Origin of the sequence: Microbacterium hominis NBRC 15708, assembly GCF_001592125.1 — a bacterium.
GTDB lineage: Bacteria > Actinomycetota > Actinomycetes > Actinomycetales > Microbacteriaceae > Microbacterium > Microbacterium hominis.
In genome coordinates this window covers 1-11,600 of record NZ_BCWI01000028.1, presented here as the reverse complement: position 1 = coordinate 11,600, position 11,600 = coordinate 1, and the positions used below count along the sequence as shown (strand labels likewise).

Here is an 11,600-nt window from a genome sequence, read left to right as displayed (position 1 = left end):
TCTAGCCCACCCATCCCCACACGCCCACGATCCACGGAGGACACGATGACCACCTGCTGCCGCGATAGTGCACCCGACCGAACGACCGCGTCAGACCAGAGGTGCTGCGGCGGGCATGCCGCCACGCAGCCGACCACCGGGCACGAAGCCTGCTGCACGGTTCCTGAGACCGACAGCCGCCTCAGCGACGCTGCCGACCGAACACCCCGATAGGCGACCAGCCCACCACAGGAGCGCACCATGCGACCGATCCTCTTCTCCGTCCTCGGCCTGGACATCCAGACCTACGGCCTCAGCAAGGCGTTGGCGGCGCTGCTGGGCGCCTTCCTGCTCGGACGGGCCTTCCAGCGCCTGGGCCTGAAGAAGGACGACGCTCACGCCCTAGTCCTGTGGGCGACGGTCTGGGGGTTCGTGGGCGCGAAGATCTACCACCTGCTGGAGAACCTGCCGAACCTCACCTGGCACCACTTCGGCGGCACCGGGTTCACCTGGTACGGCGGGCTCCTGGCCGGCCTCGCCGCCACGCTCGTGCTCATCCGCCGTCGACACCTACCTCTGGCCGTGGTCGCCGATGCAGCGGCGATCCCGTTGACCCTGGCTTACGGGGTCGGCCGGCTGGGGTGCTGGTTCTCCGGTGACGGCACTTACGGGCGACCCACCACACTGCCGTGGGGCATGACGGTCTCCGATGGCACGGTTCCCACCGACGTGCCCGTGCACCCCACACCCCTGTACGAAGCACTTGCGGCCGTCCTGATCGCTGCTGTGCTGTGGCGGGTGGCTCGCCGGCGACAGCCGCCCCTGACGATCTTCGCCGGCTATCTGATCCTCAGCGGTGGTGCCCGGTTCGCGGTCGAGTTCCTGCGCATCAACGAGCCCGCGCTCTTCGGTCTGACGCAGCCACAGCTGTGGTCGATCGCCAGCATGCTCGCCGGTGCTGTCCTGGTCGTCATGGTCCGCCGACGCCACCTGCAGGGCAGCAGTGCGCCACCCCGCCTCGCAGCACGCGACCGGTCACTGGCGCCACCCGCGGTGTCGTCCTCGACCCCTTCCTGACCCAGCCGATGCGCCAGCCCGGCAGGAGTCCGCAGCAACGACACGCGTCCACGGGCCCAGCGAGCAAGACCAGGTGCGCCCTCAGGCTCGCGCCCCAGTCGCGCCGTCGCCGTTTCCCCACCCGTGGCACCGACGAACAGGCCCACGCTGATGGCCACTTTGTCGGGGTGAGCAGAGACACTGGTAGGCATGAACACTTCCACTTCCGATAGTCGCCGTGCTCTCGTCGTCGACGATGAGCAGCCGCTGGCGCGTGTGCTGGCCGGCTACTTGGAGCGGGAGGGGTTCGAGGTCGACCTGGCCTTTGACGGGCCCTCCGCAGTGGAGCTGGCCCGGCAGAGTGATCCACTGGTGATCATCCTCGACCTGGGCCTACCGGGCCTGGACGGGGTGGAGGTCTGCCGCCAGATCCGCACCTTCTCGGACTGCTACATCCTCATGCTCACCGCCCGCGCCGAGGAGATCGACACGTTGATCGGGTTGTCGGTCGGGGCTGATGACTACATGACCAAACCGTTCAGCACCCGTGAGCTGATCGCCCGGGTCGGGGTGATGATGCGCCGACCCCGCACCGCACCGGCTGCGGCGGCGCTCGCCGAGCGGCTGGTCTTTGGCGGGTTGAGCATCGATCAGTCGGGACGTGAGGTCCATTTGGACGGCGAGCCGGTGGCGCTGACACGCACCGAGTTCGACGTGCTGGCGGCCCTGGCGGCCCATCCGCGACAAGTCTTCACCCGCCAGGCGTTGATCAACGCAGTCTGGGGTGCGGACTGGGTGGGCGATGAGCATCTGGTGGACGTGCACATCCTGCACGTGCGGCAGAAGCTGGGCGACAGCGCCAAGGAGCAGAAGTACGTGCGCACGGTGCGCGGCGTCGGGTACCGGATGGGCACAGGCCAATGACTGCGCGGAGCCGGTCGGCGGCGTCGGGGCGCGCGGGTGGGATCGCTGCGCGCCTGATCATCGCGATGGCGCTGGTGATCATCGCCGGAGGCATCACGGCACTGCTGATCGCCGCCCTGGTGGGGCCGGTGTTCTTCCACCAGCACCTGATCGAGGTGGAGAACTCGCCCGGGACGACGTTCGAGCATGCCGAGGCCGCCTTCATCTCGGCCAGCACGCTGACCCTGGCCATCGCTCTGGGAGCCTCGGCGCTGACCTCGTTGGCCGTCAGCCTGATCTTGGCCCGCCGCATCGGTGCCTCGCTGGGCACCATGTCCACTGCTGCGGCTCAGGTGGCCGCGGGCCGATTCCAGGCCCGCGTGGCACGGCCGCGGGTGGGTGCGGAGTTCGATGAGCTGGCCGACGCCTTCAACGACATGGCCACCCGCCTGGACCGTGACGAGGACCTGCGGCGGCGGCTGATGGCCGATGTGGCGCATGAGCTGCGCACCCCGGTCACCACGATCTCCGCGACCGTAGACGCCCTGGAAGACGGGGTGCAGCAGCTGGACCCGCAGACCGTCGAGGTGCTGCGCACCCAAGCTTCTCGGCTGACCCGCCTGGCCGCCGATCTCGCCGCCGTGACCCGGGCCGAGACCGGCGCCCTGCACCTGGACCGGCAACCCATGACCCCGCAGGACGTGCTGGAGGTGGCGGCCGAGTCCGCCCGCGACCGCTACACCGCCGCCGGCGTCGAGCTGGTCGTCGAGGCCAGCACACACCTGCCCGAGGTCTGGGTGGACGCCGATCGGTTTGGGCAGGTGCTGGCCAACCTGCTGGACAACGCGCTGCGCCACACCCCGACCGGTGGCCGGGTCGGCCTGGGCGCGAGCCGGCACGGCGACGGCGTGCGGCTGGTGGTCGCCGATACCGGTGAGGGTATCGACGGTGTCCATCTGCCCCACGTATTCGAGCGGTTCTACCGGGTCGATACCGCCCGCGACCGTGACCACGGCGGCTCCGGTATCGGGTTGAGCATCACCCGGGCGCTCGTGCACGCCCACGGCGGCACGATCACCGCCCACAGCGCCGGGGTGGGCACCGGGACCCGGTTCGTCATCGACCTGCCCGCAGCAGCGACCGTGGCTGATCTGCCCACCGCCGATCTTCAGTGAGACTTCATCAAGCGACCGCCTCTTCTTGATCCCCCTGGCCCAGGCTGGAACCAAGCCACCGGTGGCACACACCGGGGTCAGCGCAAGGAGACCGTGATGGGCCTGTGGTGCAACCAGATGGGCGTCGCCGGCTGGGCCGCCATGATCGCCCTGTGGGTCGGGTTGCTGGTGGTCGTCGTCTGGGCCGTGTCTCGGATGTTCCCCACCGCCCGCCGACGGCCCGATCCCAGCCTCGACCCGCAGGCACTCCTGGACGCCCGCCTCGCCGCGGGCGAGGTCGACCCCGAGACCTACCGGTCGCTGCGCTCCCAGCTGGCCGACCCCTCCCACCTGGCCGACTCCGCGCCGGTCACCACGAAAGGACCACGATGAAACACCACCTCAAGCACATGGCCATCGGCGCGGTCGTCATCCTCGCCGTGTTGCTGGCCTTGGGCGTCAACCTGGGCCAGGCGCTGCCGTATGCGATCTTGCTGGCCTGCCCCTTGGGGATGGTCGCGATGATGTTCTTCATGAACCGCCAAGGCGGCCACAACCACGGCGACGCCACCGGCCAGGACCCGGGGCACGAGCACGTCACGCCGACCCGCGAGGACCACGAACGCATCCCCTGAGACCGACCCTCGACCCAGGCGTCGGCCCTTCCGTTCTGGCCGGCGCGGGCGTGCCCCCGCTGATCCCCCTGCAGCGCACACGCCCGCGCCGGCCTCGTCATTCCTGCACACCGCAGACGGCACGGGGTCACGCACAGCGGGCGTCTTCATCGAACTTTCATCGATCCATCAGGGCAGTACAGGTTCTACCGCCCTACCGTGGGAGATACCCCCACCGGGTATCGGCGGGGTTCGAGCCATCTGGCCCAACAGGAAGGAGCGAGGTCATGGGAATCCTCGCCACGCTGGCCGCGGCCCTGGTGCTGACGGCCCTGATCGGCTGGTACTTCTTCGGCCCGAAGAAGTCCCGCCGCGCACAGGTCGATGGCGGTGTGCAGGTCGTGACCGTCTCGGTCAAGGGCGGCTACAGCCCCGACGTCATCGAGGTCGTCCAGGGCGTCCCGGTGCGGATGGTCTTCGACCGTCAGGAGTCAGGGGACTGCTCCTCCCGGGTGGTCTTCCCCGACTTCAAGGTCAACCAGTCTCTGCCCGCCTACGCCACCACGGCCGTGGACTTCACCCCCCAGGAGGTCGGTGAGTACGGCTTCGCCTGCGGGATGAACATGCTGCACGGCAAGGTCCGCGTGGTCTCCGGCACCGCTGGCGCTGGTGGTGCCGACTCGGGTGCTGCGGCAGCCTCGAACCCACCCACCGGTGGTGGCGTGATCGCACCCCCACGCCCGACCGAGGAGATCGCGCCGGTGACGGGCGCTCCGCACGAGCACCAGAGCGGGGGCGAGACTGCCACCACCGCGGTGGGTGGTCCGGTGGCGCTGCATGTGGCCGAGGACGAGTCGGTCGACGCCGAAGCCACCGAGCGCGCGAGCGAGATCGCCGATCTGCGTCGGCGAGTGATCATCGGCGCGGTGCTGACCTTCCCGGTGCTGGTGGCGGTGATGGCCCATGAGCTGTTCGGGGCGATGTGGCCCGGGGTGCTGCTGGAGCCGTGGCTGCAGCTGCTGCTGATCGCCCCGGTGATGGTCTACACCGGCTGGCCGATCCACCGCACCGGGTGGCTGGCACTCTCGCACCGCACGGCCGAGATGAACTCCCTGATCACCCTCGGCACGATCGCCGCCTTCGGGTTCAGCCTGGTGGCCACCTTCGTCCCGGACGTGCTGCCCGCCGATGCCCAAGAGGTCTACTACGAGGCCGTCGGGGTCATCTTGACGCTGATCCTGCTGGGCCGGCTGCTGGAGACGAAGGCCAAGGCCGGAACCGGTGAGGCCATCCGGGCCCTGATCGGCCTGCAGCCACGCACCGCGCGGGTCATCCGCGCCGGTGAGGAGCTGGAGATCGGCGTCGGTGACGTCCAGGTCGGTGACGTGATCGCGATCCGCCCCGGAGAGAAGCTGCCCGTGGACGGCGAGGTCAGCGAGGGCACCTCGGCGATCGATGAGTCGATGGTCACCGGCGAGCCGATCCCGGTCCTCAAGGCCGCCGGGGACACCGTCATCGGTGCCACGATCAACCAGACCGGGGCGTTCCGCTACGTGGCCACCAAGGTCGGCGCGGACACCATGCTCGCCCAGATCATCCGCCTGGTCCGCGAGGCCCAGGGCTCCAAGGCCCCGATCCAGCGCCTGGTGGACAACGTCTCCAGCTACTTCGTGCCCGCCGTGATCGTGATCGCGGTCTGGACCTTCGCGATCTGGTCCCTGGTCGGCCCGCCGCCGGCCGGGATCTTCGCCCTGGTCGCCGCGGTCGCGGTGCTGATCATCGCCTGCCCCTGCGCCCTGGGCCTGGCCACCCCGCTGTCGATCACCGTCGGTACCGGCAAGGGCGCCACGCACGGCATCCTGATCCGCTCCGCCGAGGCGCTGGAGACCGCCCACAAGCTCACCACCGTGGTCCTGGACAAGACCGGCACCATCACCAAGGGCGCCCCGTCGCTGACCGATGTGCTACCGGCTGACGGGTTCGACGACACCGAGCTGCTGGCCCTGGTCGCCGCCGCCGAACGCGACTCCGAGCACCCGCTCGCGGCCGCGATCGTGGCCGGCGCCACCAACGCCGGGCACGCCCTGGGCACACCACAGGAGTTCACCTCGATCACCGGTCAGGGCGTGCGTGCCCTCGTCGAGGGCCGCCAGGTGCTGGTCGGCAACAAGCGTCTGCTCACCGGCGCAGGCATCGACCCCACACCCCTGAGCGGCGACCTCGAACGTCTCGCCCGAGACGGCAAGACACCCATGCTCGCCGCTGTGGACGGTCGCCCGGCCGGAGTGATCGGCGTGGCCGACACCCTCAAGGACGGCTCGATCGAGGCGATCGCCGCCCTGCAGGCGCGCGGGCTGGACGTGGTGATGATGACCGGCGACAACCGCGACACCGCCGCAGCCATCGCGCGCCAGGTCGGCATCACCCGGGTCCTGGCCGAGGTCATGCCCGAGCACAAGGCCGCAGAGGTCAAGCGCCTGCAAGCCGAGGGCGGGATCGTGGGGATGGTGGGCGATGGCATCAACGACGCCCCCGCCCTGGCCCAGGCCGACGTCGGCTCGGCCATCGGCACCGGCACCGACGTCGCCATCGAGTCCTCCGACATCACCCTGATCTCGGGGAACCTGTCCGGCCTGGTCACCGCCGTGGACCTGTCCCGAGCCACCATGCGCAACATCCGACAGAACCTCGGCTTCGCCTTCGGCTACAACGCCCTGGGCATCCCCATCGCCGCCGGAGTCCTCTACCCCGCCTTCGGGCTGCTGCTCAGCCCGATCATCGCCGCCCTGGCCATGGCGCTGTCCTCACTGTCGGTCGTCGCCAACTCCAACCGGCTGCGCCGCTTCAACCCCGCCCCCGTGCCCGCGGCCATCACGACACCGGCCACTACTACCGAACAACCGGTGGTCGAGCTCGGAGGGGACCACCACCACGACGAGAACACCAACGACGACAAGGAAGAGACCGCCATGACCCACCACCACGAGGCCGCCTCGCACCACAACGCCACCGTGACCGACCCGGTGTGCGGGATGAGCATCGACCCGGCCACCGCCGCAGCCACCCGCGAGCACGACGGCGTCACGTTCGCCTTCTGCTCCGAGCACTGCGCAGCCACCTTCGACGCCGACCCCCACCGCTACGGCCACCCCACCCACTAGCACCACCGCCAACCACGTGGCCAGGACACACTCCACAGCGACCGGCCCGCACCAGGAAGGACGGCCATGACCACCACCGGAACCGACCGCGACGCCCTGCACCGCCGGCTGCACCGGATCGAAGGACAGGTCCGCGGCATCGAGCGCATGGTCGAACAAGACGCCTACTGCATCGACGTCCTCACCCAGGTCGCCGCCGCCTCACGCGCCCTGCAATCGGTGGCCCTGCTGCTGCTCGATGACCACCTGCACCACTGCCTCACCGAGGCCGCCCAAGCAGGGCCGAACCTGCACACCCAGAAGGTCACCGAAGCCTCCCAGGCCATCGCACGCCTCGTGCGCAGCTAGGCCACCCCCACCATCGCCGCTGACCCGCCGGACCCGTTCGGTGGCGCACCGCTGCGGCCTCGAACCGGCCCACGACCACCCACGGAGACCGACATGCCGCACCCGGCACGAAGGACGCGACACGCCCACCACCACCGGCAGCCGTGCCCGCTCCCGCCTCGCGTTCGCCGGCACAGGCGACAGTGATGGGCCGGCACGCCCCGGTCACAGCACGCACCATGCCCGCCGGCCCCCGCGGCGGGCCGCTGCGCCGGTTCGTGGCCATGGAGAACTCCGGGGCGATCGTGCTCATCGTGGCCACCATCACCGCCGTAGCCTGGGCCAACTCCCCGTGGGCCAGCACCTACGAGGCGATTTGGACCACCCAGCTGGGCCTCCAGGCCGGAACCTGAGAGCTGTCCCACAGCCTGCGCGACTGGGTCAACGAAGGACTGATGGCACTGTTCTTCTTCGTGGCCGGGCTGGAGATCCGCCGCGAGTTCGACATGGGCGAGCTGCGCGAGCGGCGACGTCTGGCGGCCCCAGTGATCGCCGCGGTCGGCGGCATGATCGTGCCCGCACTGCTCTACCTGGCCATCAACGCCGGGGCGGACTCGATGCGCGGCTGGGGCATCGTGGTCGGCACCGACACCGCCTTCGCACTCGGTGTCCTGTCGCTCTCGCGTGGGGTGTCCCCGCGCGTGCGCACCTTCCTGCTCACCCTGGTGATCATCGACGACGCGATCGCCCTCACCGTGATCGCCGTCGCCTACACCGACAGCCTCTCCCCGCTGTGGCTCCTCATCGCGGTCGCCGCGTTCGGCCTGATCCTCGCCTTGCGTGCCGCCGGCGTGCGCCACCTGTCGGTCTACGCCCTGGTCGCGGCCGGGATGTGGCTGGCAGTATCAGCCTCCGGGCTGCACGCCACCATCGCCGGAGTCGCCGCCGGGCTCGTCGCCACCGCCTACCCGCCCGGACGCGAAGGACTGCGCCGGGCCGGAGTGTGGTGGCACCGCTTCCGGATGGCGCCCACCCCCGAACTAGCACACCGGGCCAGCCGGTCCATGGCCCAAGCCATCTCACCCAACGAGCTGCTGCAACGGATCTTCCACCCCTGGTCCAGCTACCTGATCGTCCCGCTGTTCGCCCTAGCCAACGCCGGCCTAACCCTCGACGGCAATACCCTCTCGCGGGCAGCCACCTCACCGATCACCCTCGGGATCATCGTGGGCCTGGTCCTCGGCAAGATGATCGGAATCGTCGGCTCCACCTGGCTGGCCTCCCGACCCGCCCTCGGTGGCTTCCCGCTCACCGTCAGCTGGCCCAACCTGATCGGCGCCAGCGCCGTCGCAGGCATCGGCTTCACCGTCTCCCTGCTCATCGCCGACATCTCCTTCGCCGGGGACCAACTGGCGTTCGTTCCCGCGTCGCTTTATGCAGGCAGCGCCGTCGGGTGCTCCGCCGGCACATCCTCTCCGGTTGCCTGCGCGTCCGTGGTCGCCACGGAGGAGATCGTGGCGACCGGATGCGGTTCTACCGCGCCTCGGGTGGCGCCGTGCGATGCGGACCACGCGGTGACTGCGAGCAGCAGCACCAGTACGGCCCGGACGACAGGTCGCATCCGTCGCAGGCTGCGGCTCGAGGCCTCCAGAGCTGCCGTCCACCACGCCCGCGCTGTCACGATCTCACCCACCGCCGGCCGGCGTGAGAGCCGGCTCGTCGGTCGCAGGGGAACGCGTGCCCCTGCTGAGCACGCCCGCGACGGCCAGGGCACCGATACCGCCCCATAGGATGAGCCCGGCCAGCACGGGGCCGAGCAGGAGGCCCGGGGTGGTTCCGGTGCGGAGCTCCACGTCGGCGGCCAGCGCGCCTGCGGTCCCGGCGGGCAGGGAGTCGACGGTGGTGCCGTCGGGCGCGATGATCTGGCTGGTGCCGACGGTGGAGACGTTCACGACGCTGCGGCCGGTCTCGATGGCTCGCATCCGGGCGAACGCGAGCTGCTGCAGGTTCTCGTCGGTGTCGCGGAAGTCGGCGTTGTTGGTCTGGAACACCAGCACCTGGGCACCCGACCGGACGCTCTCGGCGATCACGTCGTCGTAGATCACGTCGAAGCAGATCGCCAACCCCACCGGCGTCCCGTCGACGGTCACCACGGGAGGGTCGGTGCCGTGCGTGTACTCCCGCTGGATGAGCCCTACCAGATCGGGGGCGAGGGCATTGTAGAGCTCCCGGTCGGGCACATACTCCCCGAACGGGACCGGGTGGCGCTTCGCGTGCGTCTGCACGTCGGCGCGGCGCGGTGCAGCCCCGATAGACAGGTCCCAGAGGAACGAGGTGTTGTAGACATCGTCGCCGACGACCGTGGCAGCATTGGCCAGCAGCGGCGCGCCGGCCCGCTCCGCGACCCCGGCGAGCTCACGGGCCAGACGGGCGTCCTGGAACGGGTCGCCGTCCAGCCCCTCCGGCCACACCAGCAGATCGAGATCCTCCCCCTCCACCGCGACGCTCGCCGCCGCCTGCGCGCGTGCGATCGCACCCGGTTCGCGTTCGTCGAAGTAGCCGGAGGGCCCGTTGCCCTGCACCGCGCCGATCCGCATCGTTCCCGATCCCGTCGTAGGGAACGCCGGCACGAGCATCAGGACGCCGACGACCGCCACGGGAAGCACCGCCGATGACGGCCGCCGCCATCGCGAGACGCGCACCCACTCGATCGTGACGGCGACCGCGAACACGATCGCGAAGCTCAGCCCGCTCACCCCGACCCAGGAGGAGACGGCCGCGACGGGGCTCTCCACCTGCGTCATCCCCAGCCGTGCCCACGGGAACCCGCCGTACGGCCACGCCCCCATCAGGATCTCCCGGCCCGTCCACAGCGACGCCAGCAACAACGGCAGCAGCACCATCCGCCCCGCCCGCCCCGGGGCGACACGCGGCATCCACCGGTAGGCGAGGGTCAGGGGGATCACCCCGACCGCCGTGATCGCAGCCTGCACGAAGGTCAACGCCAGCCACGGCACCGGCCCGAGGTAGCGGGAGGTCCACGACACCAGCAGCGCGAAGAACACCACCCCGAAGACCGCGCCGACGCCGAGGGCGCCCGCTGCGCTGCGACCGATCAGCGCGCACAACAGCAGCCCGGCAGCGATCGGCGCGGCCACCCACACGCCGGCCTGCGGGTACGCCAGGTCCATCAGCACCCCGGCCACGGCCGCGAGCGCCAGCGCCGGCCACAACGGCAGCAGCGGGGATCCCTGCCGGGAGAGGTGCCGGGGTGTGCCTGTGCGCGAGGTCATGTCAGGTGGGTCTGCGGCTGGCCAGGACCGCGCCGCCAATCACCAACAGCGCGCCCATCGGGTACCCGGCGACCAAGTCGATCCAGCCCTCGGGCCGAACGTCTCGATGTGGGGCGAGCCAGTGCACCACGACGATGAGGGCGCCGACAGCCATGATCGCCTGCCCGGCCCGCAGGTACCGGCGACGACGGCGGTACCTGCGGCCGGATCGGGGTCGGGTCGTGGACGACGTGTCATCCGGGTGCTCCTTCCCGTACGTCGATAGGTGCCCCCGGCACCGTCGCGCCAGGGGTGGGAGCGCGTCCGGGCAGGTACGGCGACGGTTCCGGTTCCGGGTGGCGTCGGGACTGCACGACGATCAGCGCGACGCCGGCGACGGCGATGAGTGCGGCCATCAGCAGGTTGACCTTCACGCCCCACAGCAGCAGCCCGGTCGGATCCAGGCGCAGCGCCTCGAGCCAGGCGCGGCCGGTGCCATAGACAATCAGGTACGCGCCGAGCGCCTTGCCCCACCGCAACGACACTCTGCGTTCGATCAGTAGGATCGCGGCCGCGCCGGCAAGGTTCCACAACATCTCGTACAGGAACAGCGGATGGAACAGGGTGTCCGGAGGCAGCCCGGGCGGGAAGGCATGGTTCGCGGGGTCAATCTGCAGCCCCCACGGCAACGTGGTGGGGGCGCCGAACAACTCCTGGTTGACGTAGTTGCCCCACCGACCGATCGCCTGCGCGATCAGCAGCCCGGGCACGAGAGCGTCCGCGAACGAAAGGAACCGGATGCCGGCACGCCGGCACACCAGCCACGCCGCGACGCTGCCGGCAAGGATCGCTCCGAAGATCGCCAGACCGCCCTCCCACACGTACAGCACCCGCCACAGGTCCGCGCCCTCGTAGAAGTAGTCCGCGGGGTGGGTGAGCACGTGGTAGAGCCGGCCGCCGACGATCCCGGCCGGAACCGCCCATAGGGCGACGTCGACCACGACGCCCGCAGGCGCGCCGCGCCGCCGCAGCCGGCGGGAGGTGAGCCAGACGGCGATCACGATCCCGGCGATGATGAACACCGCGTAGAAGCGGATCGTGAACGGCCCCACCGCGAACCCGGTGACATCCGGG

Annotated in this window: 9 protein-coding genes and 1 pseudogene; 8 read left to right on the top strand and 2 right to left on the bottom strand. The window is 70.3% G+C overall.

Annotated elements, in window-relative coordinates:
• Window positions 1-240 precede the first annotated feature (240 nt).
• The 8 genes and pseudogenes from MHO01S_RS15660 to nhaA all read left to right on the top strand — a co-directional run bounded on the left by MHO01S_RS15660 (window position 241) and on the right by nhaA (window position 8,984).
• Window positions 241-1,056 (top strand): prolipoprotein diacylglyceryl transferase, encoded by an 816-nt coding sequence (locus tag MHO01S_RS15660; protein WP_060958344.1) that lies wholly within the window; start codon window positions 241-243, stop codon window positions 1,054-1,056.
• Between the two features lie 189 nt (window positions 1,057-1,245).
• A complete protein-coding gene (locus MHO01S_RS15655) occupies window positions 1,246-1,959 on the top strand; it encodes a winged helix-turn-helix domain-containing protein (protein WP_060958343.1) in 714 nt (237 codons plus the stop codon).
• Window positions 1,960-2,024: 65 nt separating this feature from the next.
• Entirely contained in the window at window positions 2,025-3,113 is a 1,089-nt protein-coding gene (locus MHO01S_RS15650; RefSeq protein WP_231734803.1) for a sensor histidine kinase, read from the top strand.
• Window positions 3,114-3,209: 96 nt separating this feature from the next.
• Entirely contained in the window at window positions 3,210-3,485 is a 276-nt protein-coding gene (locus MHO01S_RS15645) for a hypothetical protein (RefSeq protein WP_060958341.1), read from the top strand.
• Window positions 3,482-3,727, top strand: a complete 246-nt coding sequence (locus tag MHO01S_RS15640) for a DUF2933 domain-containing protein (protein WP_060958340.1) — start codon at window positions 3,482-3,484, stop codon at window positions 3,725-3,727. Before MHO01S_RS15645 ends, MHO01S_RS15640 begins: the two co-directional genes overlap by 4 nt.
• 266 nt (window positions 3,728-3,993) lie before the next feature.
• Window positions 3,994-6,867, top strand: a complete 2,874-nt coding sequence (locus MHO01S_RS15635) for a heavy metal translocating P-type ATPase (protein WP_060958339.1) — start codon at window positions 3,994-3,996, stop codon at window positions 6,865-6,867.
• A 66-nt stretch (window positions 6,868-6,933) separates the two neighbouring features.
• Window positions 6,934-7,215, top strand: a complete 282-nt coding sequence (locus tag MHO01S_RS15630; RefSeq protein WP_060958338.1) for a metal-sensitive transcriptional regulator — start codon at window positions 6,934-6,936, stop codon at window positions 7,213-7,215.
• A 185-nt stretch (window positions 7,216-7,400) separates the two neighbouring features.
• Window positions 7,401-8,984, top strand: a pseudogene (nhaA, locus tag MHO01S_RS15620) (Na+/H+ antiporter NhaA).
• On the opposite strand, the gene lnt reads toward nhaA, so the two are convergent.
• Complete coding sequence (lnt, locus tag MHO01S_RS15615; protein WP_060958335.1) at window positions 8,880-10,487, bottom strand: apolipoprotein N-acyltransferase; 1,608 nt, start codon at window positions 10,485-10,487, stop codon at window positions 8,880-8,882. The pseudogene nhaA and the gene lnt sit on opposite strands and share 105 nt — an antisense overlap.
• Window positions 10,488-10,720: 233 nt before the next feature.
• Window positions 10,721-11,600 (bottom strand): prolipoprotein diacylglyceryl transferase (lgt, locus tag MHO01S_RS15605; protein ID WP_218016054.1); only part of this gene is annotated, 880 nt, incomplete at its 5' end.

What these genes read in the sequence shown, in the direction of transcription:
- MHO01S_RS15660 (WP_060958344.1), top strand. Translation starts at nt 241, where the DNA reads ATGCGACCGATCCTCTTCTCCGTCCTCGGCCTGGACATCCAGACCTAC.
- MHO01S_RS15655 (WP_060958343.1), top strand. Translation starts at nt 1,246, where the DNA reads ATGAACACTTCCACTTCCGATAGTCGCCGTGCTCTCGTCGTCGACGAT.
- MHO01S_RS15650 (WP_231734803.1), top strand. Translation starts at nt 2,025, where the DNA reads ATGGCGCTGGTGATCATCGCCGGAGGCATCACGGCACTGCTGATCGCC.
- MHO01S_RS15645 (WP_060958341.1), top strand. Translation starts at nt 3,210, where the DNA reads ATGGGCCTGTGGTGCAACCAGATGGGCGTCGCCGGCTGGGCCGCCATG.
- MHO01S_RS15640 (WP_060958340.1), top strand. Translation starts at nt 3,482, where the DNA reads ATGAAACACCACCTCAAGCACATGGCCATCGGCGCGGTCGTCATCCTC.
- MHO01S_RS15635 (WP_060958339.1), top strand. Translation starts at nt 3,994, where the DNA reads ATGGGAATCCTCGCCACGCTGGCCGCGGCCCTGGTGCTGACGGCCCTG.
- MHO01S_RS15630 (WP_060958338.1), top strand. Translation starts at nt 6,934, where the DNA reads ATGACCACCACCGGAACCGACCGCGACGCCCTGCACCGCCGGCTGCAC.
- lnt (WP_060958335.1), bottom strand. Translation starts at nt 10,487, where the DNA reads ATGACCTCGCGCACAGGCACACCCCGGCACCTCTCCCGGCAGGGATCC.